The sequence below is a fragment of the Azonexus hydrophilus DSM 23864 genome (assembly GCF_000429605.1).
Taxonomy (GTDB): domain Bacteria; phylum Pseudomonadota; class Gammaproteobacteria; order Burkholderiales; family Rhodocyclaceae; genus Azonexus; species Azonexus hydrophilus.
In genome coordinates, this window is the sequence record NZ_AUCE01000012.1 from 577,138 (window position 1) to 597,508 (window position 20,371).

Below are 20,371 nucleotides of genomic sequence, written 5' to 3' on the forward strand. Positions count from 1 at the left end.
TAAATGAATTTCGCAACTGAAAACCTCGTCTTCGATCCACAGATCATTCGCCGTTATGACGTAAACGGCCCGCGTTATACGTCGTATCCCACCGCAGACCGCTTTGTCGAAGCATTCGACTCGGAGGCTGCAGCGCTCTGGCTCGGCAAGCGCAACATCGGCGGTATCAGCCGGCCGCTGTCATTATACTTCCACATCCCCTTCTGCAACACCATCTGTTATTACTGTGCCTGTAACAAGATCATCACCAAGGATCATGGGCGCAGTGCCAAATACCTGAAGTACCTGGGTAAGGAACTGGCCCTGCAGAGCGCTTCGCTCGAAGGCCGCGACGGTGAGCACGAGGTCATCCAGCTGCATTGGGGCGGCGGTACGCCGACCTTCCTGTCGCACGACGAGATGCGCCAGCTGATGGCCGAGACGCGCAAGCACTTCAAGTTACTCGATGGCGGTGAGTACTCGATCGAAGTCGATCCGCGCAAGGTCGATGCGGCCACCGTGGCCCTGCTCGGCGAACTCGGTTTCAACCGGATGAGCGTCGGCGTTCAGGATTTCGACGAGAAGGTCCAGGTCGCCATCAATCGCGTGCAGAGCGAAGAGGAAACCTTCAACGTGATCAAGGCGGCACGCGCCAGCGGCTTCAAGTCGGTGTCGGTCGACCTGATCTACGGCCTGCCGCACCAGAGCGTGATGGGCTTCAACCGGACCCTGGAGCGGGTGCTGGCGATGGACCCGGATCGTCTGTCGATCTACAACTACGCGCACCTGCCGGGCCTGTTCAAGCCGCAGCGGCGGATTGCCGACGCCGACCTGCCGACGCCGGATGCGCGCCTGCAGATCCTGGCGCTGGCGATCAAGAAACTGACCGACGCCGGTTATGTGTTCATCGGCATGGACCACTTCGCCAAGCCCGACGACGAGCTCGCCGTGGCCCAGCGTCAGGGACGCCTGCACCGCAATTTCCAGGGGTACTCGACCTATGCCGACTGCGACATGCTGTCATTCGGCATCTCGTCGATCAGCAAGGTCGGGCCGACCTACTACCAGAACGTCAAGACCCTGGACGAATACTACGATCGGCTCGACGCGCCGATGCTGCCGGTGATTCGCGGTATCGAGCTGACCGCCGACGACATCCTGCGCCGTTCCATCATCCAGGCGCTGATGTGTCATTTCGAGCTGTCGATCGAAAGCATCGAGAGCGCGCACCTGATCGATTTCCACAAGTATTTCGCTGCCGAGATCGAGGATTTGCGCGAGCTGGAGCGCGGTGGTCTGCTCAAGATCGAACGCGAATGGATCACCGTGCTGCCGCCGGGGCGCATGCTGGTGCGCGTCATCGCCATGGCCTTCGACCGTTACCTGCGCGCCGACCGGCAGCGGACGCGTTACTCGAAAGTGATCTGACGGTGCCGGCGGAGGGGCGGGCGGGTTAAACTTCCCGCCTGTTTCCTGTCCAGCCCTGTTTCATGCCCGATACCGGTTTCCTTGCCCTGTTTCTCGTCGGCCTGCTCGGCGGTGCACATTGTGTCGGCATGTGCGGCGGTATCGTCGGCGCGCTGGCCATGGGCGGCGCGTCGCGCTGGTCGATGCACCTGGCCTACAACGGTGGCCGCATCCTCTCCTATGCCGCTGCCGGCGCCCTCGCCGGTGCCCTCGGTGCGGCCAGCCTGGGGCTGGAAGGGCAGGTGCCGGCGCGGCTGATCCTCTACCTGTTTGCCAACCTGATGCTGATCGCGCTGGGTTTTTACCTGCTCGGTGCGACCCGGGTGCTGGCGTTCACCGAACGCGCCGGCCAGGCGCTATGGCGCCGCATCCAGCCGCTGACCCGGCGCTTCCTGCCGGCCACCACCGTCCGTCAGGCCTTTCCGCTGGGCCTGTTGTGGGGCTGGCTGCCTTGCGGACTGGTATACAGCGCCCTAGCCAGTGCGCTGTCGGCCGGTTCGGCCGGGCGTGGCGCCGCCCTGATGCTGGCCTTCGGGCTGGGGACCCTGCCCAACCTGTTGCTCGCCGGCATCCTTTTTTCGCGGCTCAACGAATTTGTCCGCCGGCCCGTGGTCCGTACCTTGTCCGGCCTGCTGATTCTCGGTTTCGGGATTTACGGCCTGTACGCTTTGCCCTATCTGATGGAGAACGTCTGAGGTGACCGACAAGACCCTGCCTGACAGTGCGGAACAGGTGATTGAATTCGCCATTGGCGGCATGACCTGTGCCGCCTGTTCCACGCGCCTGGAAAAAGTGCTCAACCGCCAGGCCGGCATGCAGGCCAACGTCAATCTGGCGGCCGAGCGGGCGCGTGTGCGCCTGAGCGGGGTCGGGCCGGAGGCGGTGATCGCGGCGGTGGCCAAGGCCGGTTTTTCGGCGACCCTGGTCGATGCGGGAACGCGCGAGCGGGAAAAGCAGGAGAAGGAACGAGTCTATCGGCAGGAGGTCCGCCGTTTCTGGATCGCCGTCGTGCTGACCTTGCCGCTGGTTGGTCAGATGATTTTCATGTTCGGCGAGGGCGGGCACGAGAACGAGTTGCCGCGCTGGCTGCAATTGCTGCTGGCGACCCCGGTCCAGTTCTGGATCGGCTGGCGTTTCTACGACGGCGCGGCCAAGGCCTTGCGCGGCGGCGGTGCCAACATGGACGTGCTGGTCGCGCTCGGCACCAGCATGGCCTGGGGCTTCTCGGCCGTGGTCACGGTGTTCGGCCTGCACGATCAGCATGTGTATTTCGAGGCCGGGGCGGCGGTGATCACCCTGGTCCTGCTCGGCAAATTGCTTGAGGCCAGGGCCAAGGCACGCACCTCGGAGGCGATCGAGTCGCTGATCCGCCTGCGCCCGAAAACCGCCCGCGTCGAGCGCGACGGGCAGTGGCTGGAACTGCCCGTCGATGCGCTGATGCCGGGCGACATCTTCCTGGTGCGTCCGGGCGAGAGCGTGCCGGTGGACGGCGAGGTCATCGACGGCGACTCCAGCGTCGATGAGGCGATGCTGACCGGCGAGAGCATGCCGGTGGGCAAAGGCGCAGGCGACCGCGTGTTCGCGGCGACGGCCAACGGCCAGGGAGCCTTGCGTTGCCGGGCAACCGGCGTCGGCGAACAGACTCTGCTGGCCGGCATCATCCGCTTGGTCGGCGAGGCACAGGGCTCGAAGGCGCCGGTGCAGCGCCTGGCCGACCGCATTTCCGGGATATTCGTGCCGGTGGTCTGTTTGATCGCACTGGCGACCTTTGTTGCCTGGTGGTGGATCGGTGGTGAATTTGCCGAGGCGCTGGTCAATGCGGTTGCCGTGCTGGTCATTGCCTGTCCGTGCGCGCTCGGTCTGGCGACGCCGACGGCGATCATGGTCGGCACCGGCCAGGGCGCCCGCGCCGGCATCCTGGTGCGCAACGCCGAGGCGCTCGAACGCGCCCAGAAGATCGGTGTCCTGGCGCTCGACAAGACCGGGACGCTGACCTGCGGTCAGCCGCAGGTCACCGACGTGGTGCCCATGGCTTGCAAGCGCGAGGAAGCCTTGCGCCTGGCGGCGGCGCTCGAACACCAGTCCGAGCATCCGCTGGCGCGTGCCGTGGTGGCGGCGCATGGCGACGGAGAACTGCCGCCGGTGAATAACTTCCGGGCGCTGGCCGGACACGGTGTGAGCGGCGAAGTCGATTCCCGCGTCTTGCGACTCGGTTCGCCGGCCTGGTTCGGGCTGGACGACGAAGCGATTGCCGAACTGCAGTCGGCCGGCAAGACGGTCGTGGTGCTGGCCGAAATGAATGGTGAGGTGCCAACTGCAGTGCTGGCGCTGATCGCCATTGCCGACGCGTTGCGGCCGACGTCGCGGCAGGCCGTGGCGCAGTTGCGAGCGCAAGGCATCCGCGTGGTGATGCTGACCGGTGACAATGTGGCGACCGCCGCGGCGATTGCCGCGCAGGCCGGCATCGACGAATTCCGCGCCGGCATCCTGCCCGGCGACAAGGCGGCGGTGATCAATGCCCTGAAGTCTGGAGATGCTCTGGTGGCCATGGTTGGCGACGGGGTCAACGACGCGCCGGCGCTGGCTGCGGCCGATGTCAGCTTCGCCATCGGTGCCGGTTCGGATACGGCCATCGAGGCCGCCGACCTGACCCTGATCCGCAACGACCTGCGTGGTGTGGCTGACGCCATCGCCTTGTCCAGGGCGACTTTGGGCAAGATCCGGCAGAATCTGTTCTTTGCTTTCGTTTACAATGTTTCGGGTTTGCCGCTTGCGGCAATGGGCTTGTTGAATCCGGTTATTGCCGGCGCTGCGATGGCAATGAGTTCGGTCTCGGTGGTGACCAACTCCTTGCTGCTCAAGCGCTGGCGGCCGCATGACCTGAAACGATAGAAGGGAAAGTGGCGTAGCGATGACCGGGGTGGCCAGTGAAGGAACCAACTTGTTTCAGGCCACCATGGAGGCGGCTCAGGTCGGCATCTTCGTTCTCGGCGGCGGGCGCTTCATTTACGTCAATCCTTTCATATGCGAGTTGTTCGGCTATAGCGCCGAGGATTTTCAAAGCCGTATCGGTCCGCTCGACCTGGTTGTTCCCGAACAGCATGACCTGGTCCGCGAACAGATGGCCCTGCGTGCCGCCGGGGTGCCGGGGAAGGCGTACGAACTGACTGCCCGGCGCCACGACGGCTCGTTGTTCACCATGTCGGTGCTTGGCATGCCGGCAACTTTCGGCGATCTGCCGGTGTCGGTGGGCACGGTGCTTGATGTCACCGAGCGCAAGAACGCCGAACGGCGCATCCGCGAGCTGGCCGATTTCGACGCCCTGACCGGCTTGCCCAACCGGCGCCTGCTGCACGATCGCATGGCGCAGATGATTGCTTCGGCCGAACGCGATGGCGGTACTGCTGCCCTGATGTTCCTCGACATCGACCACTTCAAGCGGGTCAACGATTCACTGGGTCACAGCGTCGGCGACGACCTGCTGTGCGCGCTGGCGCAGCGCTATACCGGCGTCGTGCGCCGGGTCGATACGCTGGCGCGCCTGGGGGGCGACGAGTTCATCATCCTGCTGCCCGATGTCAGTGCTGCCAGCGCGGCGGATGTCGCCCGCCGGGTGCTGGAAATCGCCGGCTCGTCGTTCTCGGTCGGCGGGCACGAACTGACGGTGACTTCGTCGATCGGCATCAGCCTGTATCCGCAGGACGGCCGGGATATCGACACCCTGCTCAAGAACGCCGATACGGCGATGTACAAGGCCAAGGAACTCGGGCGCAACACCTTCCAGTTCTATTCCCGGGAGATGAACACGGCGACGCTGGAACGGCTGATGATGGAGAGCAGCCTGCGTCATGCGCTGACCGGTGACGAGTTCGAGCTGCACTACCAGCCGCTGGTCTGCCTGCGCAGCGGCGAGATCGTCGGCGTCGAGGCGCTGATCCGCTGGTGCCACCGCGATCTCGGGGTGATCATGCCGGATCGTTTCATTCCGGTGGCCGAGGAAACCGGAATGATCAACCCGATCGGCGACTGGGTCCTGTTCGAAGCTTGTCGCCAGGCGCAGGCCTGGATCGATGCCGGTCTGTCCTTGCGGACCATGGCCGTCAACGTGGCGCCGGTGCAGTTCCGCCAGGCCGGATTCGTTGAAATGGTCGCCGGTGCCCTGGGTACCACGGGGCTGGCCGCCGAGCGCCTGGAACTCGAATTGACCGAACGGACGGTGATGCACGACGCGGAATTTACCCTCGGCACGTTGTCGGCACTCAATCGCATGGGCGTTTGCCTGTCGCTCGATGATTTCGGCACCGGTTACTCGTCGCTGGCCTACCTGAAGCGTTTTCCGGTCGGCAAGCTGAAGATCGACCGTTCCTTCATCATGGACCTGGAAACCGATCACGATGACCGGGCGATTGCGTCGACCATCGTCAACATGGGCAGCAGCCTGCGCCTGACCGTCCTCGCTGAAGGCGTGGAGACTGCCGAGCAGCTCGCCCTGCTGCGCCAGATGGGGTGCAGCATGGTTCAGGGGTATCATTTCAGTCGTCCCGTGACGGCAGCCCGGATGACCGAACTGCTGCGCGATCAACCCTTTCGTTACGAGAAATGAGCCATGGAAAATACCGAGATCAGCATCGGCGGCATGAGCTGCCAGGGGTGCGTTAAGAACATTACCGGCGTCCTGAGCGCGCTGTCCGGCGTCGCGACGGCCGAAGTGTCGCTGGAAAAGGCCGCGGCGACAGTGGCTTTCGACCCGCAGGCGATTTCCCGGGCTGAATTGCTGGCGGCGATCGAGGATGCGGGGTTCGATGCCGAGTGACGCCCGTGATTCCTCGCCTGAGGAATCCTGTGTCCTGATGGCGGGCGTGGCAGAAGGGCTGACGATGGCCGATGTGGAACAGCAACTTCGGCTGCTCAGATCCCTGGCTGGTGTGCATCTTGCCGAAACCTGGAACGGCAAGGCGTTTTCGGCGGGTGAGATGCAGGCTTTTGTGCTGCCGGATACTTCACGATTCGATGGCTACCCGTTCGTCCTGCAGGTCCTGATGTCACGGGATGCGCTGGTCGGTGTCCTGTCAAGCATGCTGCAAATGGGGTGCCAGAGGATTGTAAAAATACAACATTAGGGGCGCTGATATGCCCGCATATGTTGTGTTTTTTGTCACAAATTTGTAAATGATATATATTATCAACCGCAATTAGAAGCAAGCCAGCCGCCAGCCAGCCAGCTTTTCCCCAACCGTATCGCTGTTGGGGCACCCGTCAGGCGGTTGGGCATAGGGTTTGTCACCAGCTTTTCGGATTGTCCCGCGCAGCGTGTTTCCAAGGATACGACTGTGAAACGAAAAGCCCGTCATGTGATGGTTCCGGCAAGCTTCCGGACCAATTCCCCTTCCTATACCAAGACCAGCATCGCCATCGGCATCTCCACCGCCATGCTGGCACCGGTTTCCACTATCGCCGACGAAGCGGCCAAGGAAACGGAAATGGCTACGGTGACCGTGGTTGAGCGTGTGATCGATCACAATCCCTACGCCGAACCGGATGCGCCGTACAAGGCCCGAATTTCCGGCGACGAGCGACGCAAGCGCCCGTTAGCCGAAACGCCGGCCACAATCAACGTGCTGACAAAAACGCAGATCGAGGATTCGGGTTACACCGACCTGCGCGACATTCTCGATACGCAACCGGGGATTACGCTGGGTACCGGCGAAAACGGCAATGCTTTCGGCGACCGCTACATCATCCGTGGTCAGGAAGCTCGTAGCGATGTCTTCGTTGATGGCTTGCGCGATCCCGGGATGAGCATCCGAGAAAGTTTTGCCGTCGAACAAGTCGAAGTTTCCAAGGGGCCGAGTTCGAGTTTCGCCGGCCGTGGAACGGCCGGTGGTGCGATCAATTCAATCACCAAGCAGGCAACGACCGACTATGACTTCACCAAACTTTCGGTAGGCCTGGGTACTGATGATCATCAGCGTTTTACCCTTGATACCAATTATGCATTGAGCGATACGGTGGCATTGCGTGCCAACTTGCTTTACAGCTATGAAGAGGTCCCGGACCGTAATCCAGCTGATCGGGAACGCAAGGGTGTCGCGCTGTCGGGACTGTTCAAACCGAGTGAGAACTTGAGTGTCCTGCTCGATTACTATGGTTTTCGCGGCAACGACCGTCCGGATATGGGTACCTATCTGTATGGTACGGTTCCCAACCGCAAGCCCTTCGAAAATCCGCCGGTTTACGCTCAGGATGGGGATTTCCTGAAGTCCCATGTCGATACCCTGACTGCTCGTCTGAATTACCGTTTCAACGATAATGTCCGGCTGACCAATGCCACTCGTTGGGGTAAATCAGAAAACGGATACGTGGTTACCGGCGCTGGCTACGTCAGTGATAGCGCATTGCGACTGACGACCCATCAAGGTTGGCAGGAGGTAGATTACTTCGCCAATCAGACCAATCTGTTCGTGGATGCCCAAATTGCCGGCATGAAACACGAGTGGAATTTTGGCCTGGAGTACACCGACCATGCGGTCTTGAATGGTATCTACTCGATCAATGGCGTTACTGCAACAAATCAGCCTACCGCTCCCAATGTTCCTTTTTCTGGCGTTCAGGGAGCAATCGATCACAGCAATATCAGCAAGTTCAATTGGGATCAGGACTGGCGTGCCAAGACAGTTTCGCTCTCGGTCATGGATACTGTCGATCTGAGTGACAAATGGACCGCATTCGCCGGGGTACGTTACGACCATACCAAGCTCTCGTTGAAAACCCAGACGCCGGCGACCAGTGTAATAACCGGCGATTATTCATACAGTGACAGTATGTGGAACGGTCATGTCGGCGTGACCTACAAATTCCTTCCATATGCAAATGTCTATCTGACCTATGCCTCGGCCAAGGATATTAATGGTGGCGAATCCGATGTTGGAACCAGCGGCGGTTATGGCGGCTTGATTACCTTCAATGGCAGCGCAGCCGGTGCCAAGCCGGAGACGACGCAAAACCTCGAGTTGGGTACCAAGTGGGACCTGATGGGGGGTAAGTTGCTGGCCACTGCAGCACTATTTCACATCAAAAAAAGTGATGTGATGGAGGCTAATGGCTATTCCTCGACAGGCACCTTCAACAGTGCAGCGAACCTAGTGAGGGGGGTCGAGTTTGGTCTGGCTGGCAATCTTACCGACAAGCTCAGTGCCTTCGCCGGCGTCACTTTCATGAATGCCAAGGTTACCAAGTCGGCAACGGCATCGAAAATTGGGAAAACTTTGAGCAATTTTGCCGATACGTCGGCATCGGCGCAGTTGCGCTATCAGGCCACACCGGCCTTTGCCTTCGGTACTGCGGTCAAATACGAAAGTGAGAAGTATGCCGGCGAGCCTGATACCGCAGCGTCATATGACGCCAATGGTGTCTACAATCAACCGATTCCAGCCTACACAGTCTGGGATTTGTTTGCTGATTACCGCCTGAACAAGGCTGCCAAGCTGCGCCTGAATATCGGCAATGTCCTCGACAAGGATTATTACCTGGCTGGCTATCGATCCGGTAGTTTCGTCTACAAGGGCGACGCGCGTAATGCCCGTTTGACCCTGAACTACGACTTCTGACGCGACGTGGTAACAGTACGGGCGACCCCAGTGGGTTCGCCCGTATCGCTTTTGAAAAAATTCATCCTTGCATTCCATGGCTGCCCTCAATTCCATCCCTGCTGAAGTTCATTGTGCCCAGGATTACGAAATCCTGGCCCGACACTTCCTGAGTGAAGGCGATTACGCTTATATCGCCGGGGGCTGCGGTCGGGATTCGACCTTGCGGGCCAACCGTGAGGCCTTTGACTCGGTCCGCCTCTGGCCGCGTCTTTTGCGTGACGTCCGGCATGGACACCTGGCGAGCACGCTGTTGGGCCATGCGCTGCCGCATCCGATCATGCTGGCACCGCTGGCGTATCAGACACTTGCGCATCCGCAAGGAGAAATCGACGTTGCCCGGGCGGCGGCGGCCACCGATAGCTGCCTGATCCTGAGTACCCTGTCGGGGCGCAGCATCGAGGAAACCATGCCACATGCGGGTGAGGCACGCTGGTTCCAGCTTTATTTCCAAACTGATCGGGCGGCAACACTGGACCTTGTCAGACGTGCGGAGTCTGCAGCTTGCCAGGTGCTGGTGGTGACCCTGGATACGGCGATAAAACTGCCGAGTCTTGGGGCATTGCGCAGTGGCTTTTCCATGCCGGCACGGGTTGTCGCCGCCAATCTGACGAATTATCAAGCGCCGGCAGCGCTTGCGCTGGCGCGGGGGCAGAGCCGCATTTTTCAGGGGGCCATGGCCGGTGCTCCCAATCTCGACGACCTGCGCTGGCTGCTCGGGCAGACCCGGCTGCCGATTGTCGTCAAGGGCGTACTGCATCCGGAGGATGCGCTGATGCTGAAAGCGATGGGGATCGCCGGGCAGGTCGTTTCCAATCATGGTGGCCGTTCGCTCGATGGCGCACCGGCGAGCCTGGAGGTGCTGCCAGCGATGCGCGCGGCGGTGGGGCCCGGCTATCCCCTGTTGCTCGATAGCGGTATCCGTTCGGGTACCGATATTTTCCGGGGGCTGGCTGCGGGAGCCAACGCGGTACTGGTTGGCCGCCTGCAGGTCTATGCCTTGGCGGTGGCGGGCGCATTGGGCGTGGCTCACATGCTGCGCCTGTTGCGCGAGGAGCTCGAGGCGTGCATGGCCCAGGCCGGTTGCGCCACATTGGCCGACATTGGCCCGCAAATGATTTATCGAAACAAGGACGAGGCTTAAATAATGTTGATTCCGATCGAAGGCGTCCTCAGCAAGGACGAAGTGAAACAGTTCCGCGATTTGCTCGACGCTGCTGACTGGCAGGATGGTCTGAAAACGGCCGGCACCCTGGCTCGGGCGGTCAAGCGCAACCTGCAACTGGAGGATGGTTCGCCGTTGGCGGTCGAGCTTGGCAACCGCATCCTGAGGAAGCTTGGTGGTAACCCGCTGTTCATCTCGGCGGCCTTGCCGGCACGTATCTACCCGCCCAAGTTCAACCGCTACGCCGATGGCGGGACCTATGGTGCGCATGTGGATAGCGCGGTGATGCAGGTGCCGGGAACGTCGGTTTCGGTGCGCAGCGACCTGTCGGCAACCTTGTTCCTGGCCGAGCCGGAAGAATACGATGGTGGCGAATTGGAGATCGAAGGTCCGTTCGGCATCCAGGCGGCCAAGCTGGAGGCTGGCGACATGGTGCTCTACCCGTCGAGCAGCCTGCACCGGGTGACGCCGGTGACGCGCGGGGCGCGTGTCGCCTCCTTCATGTGGATCCAGAGCATGGTCCAGAACGACAGTTCGCGCACCTTGCTCTTCGACCTTGATCAGGCCATCCAGGGCATGACCGGCGTGGTGCCGCCCGACGATGAGCGCTTGCTCAAGCTGACCGCCGTTTATCACAACCTGCTGCGTCAGTGGGCGCAGCCGTAAAGGGAAGCAAAGCAATGATGAAACAACTTTTTCCCTTGCTGGTTGCCTTGCTATCGCTGAACGCAGCACAGGCCCAGGAGAAAGTGCTGAATCTCTATTCAGCCCGCCATTACCAAGCCGATGAGGCCTTGTACAACGATTTCACCAAGCAGACCGGCATCCGCATCAACCGTATCGAAGGCAAGGCGCACGAATTGCTCGAGCGCATACGCAACGAAGGGGTGAACAGTCCGGCCGACGTCTTCATCACCGTGGACGCTGCCAGTCTGGCCGTGGCCAACGCCTGGGGCATCTTCGCTCCGGTCAAGTCGGCCGTGCTGGAGAGCCGGATTCCCGCGCACCTGCGCTCGGATACCTGGTTTGCCTTCTCGACCCGGGCGCGGATGATCATCTACAACAAGCGCAAGCTCAAGGCCGAGGATGTACCGACCTATGAGTCGCTTGCCGATCCCAAGCTGAAGGGCATGTACTGCAGCATTCCCGGTGGGCATATCTACAACCTGACCTGGGTTGCCGCACAAGTGGTTCATCATGGCGAAGCCAGGGCGGAGGATTGGGCGCGTGGTCTAGTTGCCAATCTGGCACGCAATCCCAGAGGTGGGGATACCGACCAGATCAAGTCGGTGGCCAGCGGCGAATGCGGCGTGGCTGTCTCGAACAGCTACTACCTGGCCCGGATGATGGCTTCGGAGCGGGTCGAGGACCGCAACCTGGTCAAGCGGCTCGGCATTGTCTGGCCGAACCAGAATGACTACGGCACCCACATCAACGTCTCTGGTGGCGGTATGGTCAAGACCAGCCGCAACCGCGAAGCGGCGCTGCGTTTCCTCGAGTACCTGGCCAGTGACGAGGCTCAACGTTATTTCGCCAACGGCAACAACGAGTGGCCGGCGGTGCCGACGGTCAAAGTGCATAACGAAGAACTGGCCGAACTTGGTCAATTCAAGCCGGATACAACGGCGCTGGTGACGATTGCCAACCAGTTGCCGGCAGCACAGAAACTGCTGGACAGGGTAGGGTATCGCTGAACAATGAAAAACGGGAACCTCAAGGTTCCCGTTTTTCATTGACCTGGGTGATCAGGCCGCCATTCGCATGAGCTTGCTCGGTTTGCCCTGCTGGCCATGTACTTCCTTGAGACATTCATGCGCGCACGAAGCACAGCGGCCGCAGTCGCGGGTGACACCGAGGTCACGGCGCAGGTCCTTGAGCGTGCGCGCGCCGCTTTCCGCGGCTTCGCGGATTTGGCGATCTGTGACTGCCTGGCAAACGCAAACGTACATGACACGTCTCCGTGGAGATTCAAATAAGAACAATTTGCATTCTATACAGATGCGAATGAATGTCAATAAACTTTGAGCGATTTGTTGTCTTGACGACAATTCCCGCCCCGTGGCCTCGTTGTCGCAAAAAGAATGCCCGGACGGCGGGCAATAAAAAACCGCGGACTAGCCGCGGTTTTTACCTGGGTGAAAGGTGGGTTCAGCCTTCGCCCGGCTCCATGTGCGCCTGCAGGTAGTTCGGCAGGGTGACGTCCTTGATCAGCGATTGCTGCGTTTCCAGCCAGTCGATGGCTTCCTCGCAGTGTTCGAGCAGGTCTTCGAGCAGTTCGCGGCTGACGTAGTCCTGGAGTTCCTCGCACAGGGCGATGGCCTCGATCAGTAGCGGGCGCTGGATGGTCTGCTCGTACTTCAGGTCGCCCTGCAGGCATTCGACGACGTTCTCGCCGATCATCAGCTTACCGAGGTTCTGCAGATTGGGCAGGCCTTCGAGGAAGAGGATGCGCTCGATCAGCTCGTCGGCTTCCTTCATCACCCGGATCGACTGCTTGTACTGGTAGTCGTTGAGCTTTTCCAGGCCCCAGTTGCGGAACATGCGGGCGTGCAGGAAATACTGGTTGATCGAGGTCAGCTCGTTCTTGAGGACTTTGTTGAGGATGTCGATGATCTTCTTGTCGCCTTTCATGTCGTCCTCCTCAGGCCGGGCTGCCCGAGCCCATCTGGCTCTGCAGGTAGTTTTGCAGACCGACCAGTTCGATCAGGCGCAATTGTTTTTCCAGGAAGTAGGCATGGTCGACTTCGGTGTCTTCCAGTTGCACTGCCAGCATGTCGCGGGAGACGTAGTCCTGGGCTTTTTCGCAGGCGGCGATGGCTTTTTTCAGGTGACCATCGACCTCGTATTCGAGCGCCAGATCCGCCTTGAGCATGTCCGGGACAGCCTTGCCGACCTTCATCGGGTTACGCTTGGACAGGTCGGGTTTGCCTTCCAGGAAGAGGATGCGCTGGATCAGGGCGCGGGCGTGCTGGCGCTCGTGGTCGGATTCGTGGATCGATTTCTCGGCCAGCTCGTTGAGACCCATGTCGGCGTACATCTCGCCGTGGATCAGGTACTGGTCAACGGCAGTCAGTTCGCCGGTCAGCAATTCATTGAGGATGTCGATAATCTTCTTGTCGCCCTTCATGGCATTTCTCCTGAGAATGAGGGGTGGCTGGCTGGCGTGACGCGGCTGGCTTGCCGTGGGCCGGATTGTAGAAGCTCAGACGCCCAATTCAAAGCATTGTTCCCGAAAAAGTGCTTTATTTACAATGAACTACGAACCGTTCTCATTTGTGTTGTCAGATTGCCCTTTACCGATCGCCCAGACGATAGGCGCCTGGCCGAGATGACGGCGCAGCGCGGCATTGACCCCGGCTGCCGTGAGTTCGGCGATACGCGCGTCGTGCGCGACGTCCCAGGTAACATCGCGGCCGGTCTGCAGCATCGCCGCCAGACGGTCGGCGTAGGTGGTTTCGGCCTGCAGCGTGCGGCGCCGGCTTTCCTGCCAGCGGGCGATACCGGCGGCGACTTCCTGCTCGCTGAAGCCTTCGGCGAGCGCCCGCGCCAGTTCTTCGCGCAGAATCTCGCGGGCACGCTCGGCCTGGTCGCTGGCGACGCTGGCAGTGATCGTCAGACGGGCGCGGGCGTCGAAGGGGTTGGCCGCGAGCGCGGCATTGACGCTGTAGGCCAGGCCTTCCTGCTCGCGCACACGCACACGCAGGCGACTGCTGGCGTCGCCGCCGAGCAGGCGGACGGCGAGCGCCAGGGGCAGGTAATCTTCGTCGTCGTCGCGCAGCGGTAGCTGGCTCAGGCCAACGACATCGGCGTTCGGGAAAGGCCCCAGTGCGACCACGATGGCGTCGGTGTCCACCTGCATCGGCGCTGTCGGCTGGGCGATTCTGGCGTAGGGTAGCGTGGCTTGCGGCAAGCTTTGCAAGCTCTGCCAGAAGCCCTGGACTGCTGCCTCGTCGAGGTCACCGACAGCGGCAATGCGCAATTGCGAACGGCCGCCGAAATCGGCGATGCAGCGACGCACGTCGTCGAGGCTCAGGGCGCGCAGTTCGGCCAGTTGCTCGGCCACCGTGCGTGGGCGGTTGGGGTGTTCGGGCGAATAGTTGTTGAAGCGCAGCATGGCTTGCCGGCTTGCCAGTTCGCCCGGGTGCTTCTGGCTGGCCTCAAGGCTGGCGATCTCCATCGCCCGGATGCGCTCGAAGGCGGCTTCCGGCAGCGTCGGCTGGCGGCGCACGGCGAGCAGCAGTTCGAGTGCCGGGCCGAGCTTGGCCGGTGGTGCGGTCAGGCTGATCCGGCCGAGGCTCTGGCTGGCCTGAGCCTGCAGCGTGGCGAGTTTGCGCCCGAGTTCGCTGCGTTCGATGCCGGCGCCGCCCTCGGCGAGCAGGCTGCCGGCAACCCGACAGGCAGTCTGGCGCCCGCGCAGCGATTCGCTGTCGCCGAAATCGTTGGCAATCACCAGCCGCGCCCGGCCGTCCTGGGTCCGCCGCGAGATCAGCGCGGCTTTGGCCGACGGGTCGGCCAGCGGGATAGCGACGGTGGCGGTACCGAGCTCGGCCGGCGATTTCGGTAACGGGTCGATGGCCAGCGTCGGTACCGGCCAGTCGCGTTTACCGTGGGCCTCGACCAGCATCCGCCCGGGAACCGCCGCCGGCGGTTCAGGCGTGCGCGGCGGCGGCCCGTGGTGGAGCAGGACTTCGGCCGGGGCGACGCCGGCGATCCAGTGGCGCAGCGCGGCGTTGATCTCGTCCAGCGTCAGCGTGGCGACGATGTCGCGTTCAACGAAGAACAGCCGCCAGTCGCCGGCAACTTCGGCCCCCGAGAGGGCGCTGGCGGTCGTCTCGGGTGAAAGCCGGGCGCGGTCGAACTGGCGCAGGCGGCTGGTGCGCACGCGCTTGAGCTGGGCAGCATCGATGCCGTGGCGGGCGAAATGGTCGACCGCCTCGCGCAAGGCGGCGGCCAGCGTCGCCGCGTCGGCGTCTTTATCGTGGCTGACGTTGGCGATCAGTAGTGAGTATTCGGGGCGGTCCTGCACGACGCAGGCGGCGCCGAGGGCCAGACGTTTTTCATCGACCAGCGTCCGCCGCAGGCTGCCCCAGCTGTCGGCGCACAGCGCCGGCAGCGCCAGGTCGACGGCTAGCGTCTGGCGGTCGCTGGCGCCGGGCAGCAGCCAGGCCACAGCGGCAACGGTGCTGCCACTTTCGCGGTAAATTTCGGCGCGCTGGCGCAGGCGTTCGGCCTCTTCGCGGGTCCATGTGGCTGGCGGCGGGCCGGGCGGGTTTTGGGCCGGCGCGAACAGTTGACCGACAAGGTCGAGCACGCGCGCCGCGTCGAACTTGCCGGTAACGATCAGGACTGCGTTGTCCGGCCGGTAGTGGCGGTGGTGGAAAGCCTGCAGCGCGGCAAAGGGGGCGTTCTCGATATCGCTGCGGGCGCCGATGGTCGGCCGCCCGTAGCCGTGCCAGAAGAAACTCTGACGTTGCAGGGCGCGGGCGACCAGGCTGCCCGGGTTGTTGTCGTTACGTTCGAGTTCGTTGCGCACGACGGTCATCTCGCTGGCCAGGTCGGCGGCGCTGAACGTCGGGCGCAGAAAGCGGTCGGCCTCGATGCGGATCAATTCATCGACTTTTTCCGGCTCGGCGCGCACGGTGGCGAAATAATTGGTGCGGTCGGTGTTGGTGGTCCCGTTCCAGGTCGCGCCCAGGGCCGTCAGTGCCTGCTTGAGGTCGTGGTGGCGGCCGGCACCCTTGAACAGCATGTGTTCGAGCAGGTGCGCCATGCCGGTTTCGCCATAGCCTTCGTGCTTGCTGCCGGTCTTGACCAGCAGCTCGACGCGCGTTGTCGGCGCATCGGGAAAGGGCGCCAGGATCAGGCGAAAGCCGTTGTTCAGCCGATACGAAGAAAAGCCGCCGGCACGGGCTTCGGGCTGCCAGGGCGAGGCAGCGACCAGTGCTGGTAGCGCGGCGAGGGCGAGAATGGCGAGTCGGCGCATCAAAGTGTCTTCAGGAAAGCTTCAAGCGCCTGCATTTCGCGCTCGTCGAGCTCAAGCGGCTTGACCAGTGTTGATGTCACCGGGAAGCGCGGATCCTTGGCCTGTGCCTCGTTGGCGGGTTTGGGGTGGAACATGCCGGCGTTGTACATGTTGACGATGCCGCGCAGCGAGCGGAACAGTCCGTTGTGCATCCACGGGCCGCTACGCGAGACGTTGCGCAGCGTCGGCGTTTTGAACTTGCCGACGTCCTCATTCTTGCCAGTGACGTTGTAGCGGCCGAGGTCTTCGTATTTACGCCCGAAGTAGGTCAGGCCGAGGTTGTGGAATTCGTTGTCGTTGAGTGCCGGACCGCTGTGGCAGGTCATGCAGCGTGCCTTGGTGCGGAACAGGTGAAGGCCGAGCAGTTGGCGGTCGTCGAGTGCCTTGTGATCGCCGTCGATGAAGGCGTCGAAGGCGGTACGCTCGGCAACCAGCGTGCGCTGGTAGGCGGCAAGCGCGCCCTGGATGCGTTCCAGCGTCACCGCGCTGTCGCCCCAGGCAGCGGCGAACTCCTCGGCGTAACCGGGGATCGCCGTCAGCTTGGCCGGCAGTTCCTTGAGCTCCATTGCCATCTCGGCCGGGTCGGCGATCGGGCCGAGCGCCTGGTGTTCCAGCGTCGGCGCGCGGCCGTCCCAGAACAGGCTGCTGGCGCCGGCGACGCCGACCAGCGCCGGCGCATTGCGCCGGCCTTGACGCCCTTCGTGGCCGGGCGTGACCGCCAGCGTATCGGCGTAGGCATGCTCGGGGCGATGGCAGGAAGCGCAGGCGATCTTGCCGGACGCCGACAGTGCCGGATCGAAGAACAGACGGATGCCGAGCTTGAGCATCGGGTAGGAAATCATGGATGGCAGGTCGGGCGTTTTTGCCGACGCCATCTCCTGCCAGGCGACCTGACCTTCGACCTGCGGCGCCGGCCACTCGGCCAGCGGCCGGGCGTAGGCCTGGCGCAGGCAGCCCGGGTCGCGGCCATCTAGCGGTTGGCGACAATCGCTGGCTGCGGAGGCGAGGAACGGCAGGCCAAGGATGATCAAAGGGAGAATTTTTTTCATGGCATTCGGGGGTGAAGGCGCCGGCGTTTTCGGCCGGCGCACGTCGACAGTGAAGAAGTCAGAAACGGTAGCCAAGCTCTACCCAGAACTGGCGGCCGATTTCGTAGGTGGGGATGGTGCTGGAACTGACACTGCTTTGGGCAACCGAAGCCTTATCGAGTACGTTGAAGACATCGAAATTGACGAAGAAGGCTTGATCACGAGTTGTCGGGTATTCCCAGCCGAGGCGCAGATCCCAGGTAAGGGCGGGCTTGTAGCTGCGCTCTTCCCAGACCGCGATTTGTATTCCTTCATGGAATACCCCCGAGGTGTTGGCTGAGGCAACTTGACCGACGGCTTTGTAAGCCGCGCGATAGCGAAGGAAGTTCGACCAGGTGAGATTCCATTGCGGGATCCTGGTTTCGGTGCTGAGACGCAGAGTCCATGGGCGGTTGAAGTTTTCTGCCGGACGATCGGTATAGCGCATCACGCTGCCCTTGTACTGAATGTACGGGTTGGCAAGGTAAATGTCGGTGTCGGTGTCAATGTAGTCCGGGGCGTTACTCTTGCTCTGCCACCAGTCAAGGGCCAATTGGCCTTTGGTTCGGGTGCCGAGCCAGCTAAACTCTTCAAGCGGAGTCACTGTGAATGACACAACGTCGGTTTCGCTCTTGCCACCGTTGGTGTATGTCGTATAGCTACTGGAGAGATTGGTCGGGTCGGTAGACGGTTCGCCGATGCTGCTGCCCTTGACCTGGATGATTTGGTCTCGGCCCTGACGATGGACATATTTCAGGCGGTAGTTGAACCCTCGCCATTGTTGTTCGATGCCGGCCATCAGCTCGTCGTCGTAAGGAATATCGAGCTGATTGAACTTCATGTTGTCGGCGGCCCTAGTGCCCACCGTCCAGGTGGAATCAACGGTGTTTCGCTGCTCGCTGTTGTAGCGCAGACGGTTGCGCCCCTCGCGCAGACGCAGGCCGGTGATGTTGCGGCCATAGTAACGATTGACGCCGGCATTCAGGATGGTGGTGCTGTCGGCGAACAGGTCATACTTGATGGCCAGTCGCGGGGCGACAGTCGTTTTGTTGGTGTAGTCGTCGCCGTCCACTCGAACGCCAGGACGCAAGGATAGGCGCCCGATTTCCAAATCATCCTGTAGCCAGGCGCCCCATTGGGTGACGGTGAAATCAAATTCCCCCTTGGCGAAACGGGTGCGCCGCGTCAGGAGTTGACCAGGCCATCCGTTGACTGTGGTGCCCAGCGAACAGGCATCGACCACGACACCGCTACTGTTGGTGCAGGTAGCTGTCGAAACTGGTGTCGTGTAGGTACTGTTTTCGGTCAGGCGTTTGTAGTTGACCTGTTGGTGAGAAAATTCGAAGCCGCTCTGGATGCTGTGTTGCATGCCGAGAAGATTGAATGTGTTCCAGTCGCCGCTGGCCTTGTAGCGCCATGTCTTTTGCTGTTGCTCGATATCTCCGTAGCCTCCTTCAAGACTGCTGGTGCTTGCGGTGTTGCCGATACCCCAGAATTTGCTCGAGGATTTTCGCCACGTGTACCAGTCATCGAAATCCGAGTCTCGGGATTGATCGAATTCGCTATAGGAAAGGCTCTGATTGAATTTGACCGCGTCGCCATCCCATTTGGCAGCCAGCGTTAACAGTTTCCCTCCGTTACGGGTCTCGAAAGAGGAATTGGCAGCATTGCCTCGCCAGTAGGTGTTTTGTTCCGGTGCATGTGTGATGCTGCCTTCCAGGTCAAGCCGGCTGACTGGTTTCCAGAATGCTTTGAGAAAATAGTTGTCGATCGAGCGTTCCTGGTCTCGCTTCTGGACCCCCATGGTTGCTACGTTGGTAGACGAGTAGAAACTCGTCGGAACGGTCGAACGCTTCTGCGAGATGTTGGCCATCAGCCCGAAGTTTTCTGTCAGATGGCCCTCCAGCGTGGCACGCAGGATGGTTTTTTCGAACTCGGGTTGATCGAAGTGCGACGAGGAATTCTCAAAATCCTGCTGTTCTCTGTCGTCAATGTGATAGCGGGTCCACGAGGACCGCGACATCTGGTAGGAAATCTTGCCGCGCAGTTCCTTGCTGGGTTTGCGCGTTTTGGCTTCGACAACGCCCCCATTGAATTGGCCGTAGGACGCGGGTACGTTGCTGTCGTACACAGTGATGCTGTCGAGCAAGTCGGTGTCCAGGGCCAAGCCCTGGCTTTGTCCGGGAACATCAGCAAGGGAATTGATCCTGGATTCGGTTCGTTCGCCGGGGTCGATGTCGTTATTGAAATTTGTGCCGTCAACAATGAATGCGTTTTGGTAGTACTTGGCGCCATTGATGCTGATGTCAGCGGGCGCGATTTCCCCGGGAGTCTTGCTGCTCTGCTGTTTGTTGTCGAACTGGATGTTCGGGACAGTTTTGAGCAGGCTGGTGATGTCTCCGTTGCCGGCAGGCATTGCTTCAATGGTTCTGCGGCTGATTACCGTCGTACCCAAAGGCTCACGTTGATCGACAACGATGACTGGTGCCAGTTGTGCCTCGCGGGTGCTGCCGGCAGACGCTTCGACGCTCTTCGGCAGCGCGACCAGGATGTAGCCGGAGGGCGTGCGGGCGACGCCGTAGCCGGTGTTGCGCAGCAGTGCGGTGAAACCGGCGTCGATTGCGTAGTTGCCCTTGAGTCCTTCGCTGTTCAGGCCCTTGAGCTTTTCGGCGTCGATCGCCAGCGAAACGCCGGATTGCACCGCGAAGCGGTTGAGTGCGGCGTCGAGCGGGCCGGCCGGAATGTCGTAGTGGCGGTTGGCCTGGGCATAGGCGATTGGTGCTGTGGTGGCAGCGAGGGTCGCGGTCAAGGCCAGGTGGGTGAGGAAAACCAGCGGCTTCAGGCGGGTGCGCAGGCGGCCGTGGCGGGTCGGGGGAGTGGTCGGTTTAGTCATCGTCGGCGTCCATTGGGGTTGGCAAGCCCGGGCGGGCAGGGACGAGTACCGGAACTGGCTGGCGCGACTGTGGATGCTGCGTGGCTACCCAATCTCGTCTTTCATGGGTATTGACGGACGAGATCGCGAAAG

Annotated in this window: 16 protein-coding genes; 10 read left to right on the plus strand and 6 right to left on the minus strand. The window is 61.5% G+C overall.

Annotated elements, in window-relative coordinates:
* Positions 1 to 3: 3 nt before the first annotated feature.
* The 10 genes from hemN to G471_RS0107010 all read left to right on the plus strand — a co-directional run bounded on the left by hemN (position 4) and on the right by G471_RS0107010 (position 11,951).
* Positions 4 to 1,407 (plus strand): oxygen-independent coproporphyrinogen III oxidase, encoded by a 1,404-nt coding sequence (gene hemN, locus G471_RS0106965; RefSeq protein ID WP_028994716.1) that lies wholly within the window; start codon positions 4 to 6, stop codon positions 1,405 to 1,407.
* Positions 1,408 to 1,469: 62 nt separating this feature from the next.
* Entirely contained in the window at positions 1,470 to 2,141 is a 672-nt protein-coding gene (locus tag G471_RS0106970) for a sulfite exporter TauE/SafE family protein (RefSeq protein WP_028994717.1), read from the plus strand.
* 1 nt (position 2,142) lies between these two features.
* Positions 2,143 to 4,338 (plus strand): heavy metal translocating P-type ATPase, encoded by a 2,196-nt coding sequence (locus tag G471_RS0106975; protein ID WP_051295326.1) that lies wholly within the window; start codon positions 2,143 to 2,145, stop codon positions 4,336 to 4,338.
* A 49-nt stretch (positions 4,339 to 4,387) separates the two neighbouring features.
* Positions 4,388 to 6,049, plus strand: coding sequence for a putative bifunctional diguanylate cyclase/phosphodiesterase (locus G471_RS16940; RefSeq protein WP_245580516.1), 1,662 nt, complete (start codon positions 4,388 to 4,390; stop codon positions 6,047 to 6,049).
* Positions 6,050 to 6,052: 3 nt separating this feature from the next.
* Entirely contained in the window at positions 6,053 to 6,259 is a 207-nt protein-coding gene (locus G471_RS0106985) for a heavy-metal-associated domain-containing protein (RefSeq protein WP_028994719.1), read from the plus strand.
* On the plus strand, positions 6,249 to 6,566 hold the full coding sequence (locus G471_RS0106990) for a hypothetical protein (protein WP_157272461.1): 318 nt from the start codon (positions 6,249 to 6,251) through the stop codon (positions 6,564 to 6,566). Before G471_RS0106985 ends, G471_RS0106990 begins: the two co-directional genes overlap by 11 nt.
* A 210-nt stretch (positions 6,567 to 6,776) precedes the next feature.
* Positions 6,777 to 9,053 carry a TonB-dependent receptor gene (locus G471_RS0106995; RefSeq protein ID WP_245580517.1) on the plus strand — a complete coding sequence of 759 codons (2,277 nt, stop codon included), beginning with the start codon at positions 6,777 to 6,779 and terminating at the stop codon, positions 9,051 to 9,053.
* 76 nt (positions 9,054 to 9,129) lie between these two features.
* Positions 9,130 to 10,236: an alpha-hydroxy acid oxidase gene (locus G471_RS0107000; RefSeq protein ID WP_028994722.1), complete on the plus strand. Its 1,107-nt coding sequence runs from the start codon at positions 9,130 to 9,132 to the stop codon at positions 10,234 to 10,236.
* Between the two features lie 3 nt (positions 10,237 to 10,239).
* Positions 10,240 to 10,923: a Fe2+-dependent dioxygenase gene (locus G471_RS0107005; RefSeq protein ID WP_028994723.1), complete on the plus strand. Its 684-nt coding sequence runs from the start codon at positions 10,240 to 10,242 to the stop codon at positions 10,921 to 10,923.
* 14 nt (positions 10,924 to 10,937) lie between these two features.
* Positions 10,938 to 11,951 carry a Fe(3+) ABC transporter substrate-binding protein gene (locus G471_RS0107010; protein WP_028994724.1) on the plus strand — a complete coding sequence of 338 codons (1,014 nt, stop codon included), beginning with the start codon at positions 10,938 to 10,940 and terminating at the stop codon, positions 11,949 to 11,951.
* A 51-nt stretch (positions 11,952 to 12,002) separates the two neighbouring features.
* On the opposite strand, the gene G471_RS0107015 is transcribed toward G471_RS0107010, so the two are convergent.
* From G471_RS0107015 to G471_RS0107040, 6 genes are all read right to left on the minus strand, one after another.
* Positions 12,003 to 12,206, minus strand: coding sequence for a (2Fe-2S)-binding protein (locus G471_RS0107015; RefSeq protein WP_028994725.1), 204 nt, complete (start codon positions 12,204 to 12,206; stop codon positions 12,003 to 12,005).
* A 199-nt stretch (positions 12,207 to 12,405) separates the two neighbouring features.
* A complete protein-coding gene (gene bfr / locus G471_RS0107020; RefSeq protein ID WP_028994726.1) occupies positions 12,406 to 12,888 on the minus strand; it encodes a bacterioferritin in 483 nt (160 codons plus the stop codon).
* 10 nt (positions 12,889 to 12,898) lie between these two features.
* Positions 12,899 to 13,384, minus strand: a complete 486-nt coding sequence (bfr, locus tag G471_RS0107025; RefSeq protein WP_028994727.1) for a bacterioferritin — start codon at positions 13,382 to 13,384, stop codon at positions 12,899 to 12,901.
* Positions 13,385 to 13,513: 129 nt separating this feature from the next.
* Positions 13,514 to 16,240, minus strand: coding sequence for a M16 family metallopeptidase (locus G471_RS0107030; protein WP_028994728.1), 2,727 nt, complete (start codon positions 16,238 to 16,240; stop codon positions 13,514 to 13,516).
* Positions 16,240 to 17,328, minus strand: a complete 1,089-nt coding sequence (locus G471_RS0107035) for a cytochrome-c peroxidase (RefSeq protein ID WP_028994729.1) — start codon at positions 17,326 to 17,328, stop codon at positions 16,240 to 16,242. Before G471_RS0107035 ends, G471_RS0107030 begins: the two co-directional genes overlap by 1 nt.
* Positions 17,329 to 17,386: 58 nt before the next feature.
* Entirely contained in the window at positions 17,387 to 20,239 is a 2,853-nt protein-coding gene (locus tag G471_RS0107040) for a TonB-dependent receptor (protein ID WP_081700141.1), read from the minus strand.
* Between the last annotated feature and the right edge of the window lie 132 nt (positions 20,240 to 20,371).

Bases quoted from the DNA above. Each gene is read 5' to 3' on its own strand.
- hemN (WP_028994716.1), top strand. From the start codon at position 4: ATGAATTTCGCAACTGAAAACCTCGTCTTCGATCCACAGATCATTCGC.
- G471_RS0106970 (WP_028994717.1), top strand. From the start codon at position 1,470: ATGCCCGATACCGGTTTCCTTGCCCTGTTTCTCGTCGGCCTGCTCGGC.
- G471_RS0106985 (WP_028994719.1), top strand. From the start codon at position 6,053: ATGGAAAATACCGAGATCAGCATCGGCGGCATGAGCTGCCAGGGGTGC.
- G471_RS0106990 (WP_157272461.1), top strand. From the start codon at position 6,249: ATGCCGAGTGACGCCCGTGATTCCTCGCCTGAGGAATCCTGTGTCCTG.
- G471_RS0107000 (WP_028994722.1), top strand. From the start codon at position 9,130: ATGGCTGCCCTCAATTCCATCCCTGCTGAAGTTCATTGTGCCCAGGAT.
- G471_RS0107005 (WP_028994723.1), top strand. From the start codon at position 10,240: ATGTTGATTCCGATCGAAGGCGTCCTCAGCAAGGACGAAGTGAAACAG.
- G471_RS0107010 (WP_028994724.1), top strand. From the start codon at position 10,938: ATGATGAAACAACTTTTTCCCTTGCTGGTTGCCTTGCTATCGCTGAAC.
- G471_RS0107015 (WP_028994725.1), bottom strand. From the start codon at position 12,206: ATGTACGTTTGCGTTTGCCAGGCAGTCACAGATCGCCAAATCCGCGAA.
- bfr (WP_028994726.1), bottom strand. From the start codon at position 12,888: ATGAAAGGCGACAAGAAGATCATCGACATCCTCAACAAAGTCCTCAAG.
- bfr (WP_028994727.1), bottom strand. From the start codon at position 13,384: ATGAAGGGCGACAAGAAGATTATCGACATCCTCAATGAATTGCTGACC.
- G471_RS0107030 (WP_028994728.1), bottom strand. From the start codon at position 16,240: ATGCGCCGACTCGCCATTCTCGCCCTCGCCGCGCTACCAGCACTGGTC.
- G471_RS0107035 (WP_028994729.1), bottom strand. From the start codon at position 17,328: ATGAAAAAAATTCTCCCTTTGATCATCCTTGGCCTGCCGTTCCTCGCC.
- G471_RS0107040 (WP_081700141.1), bottom strand. From the start codon at position 20,239: ATGACTAAACCGACCACTCCCCCGACCCGCCACGGCCGCCTGCGCACC.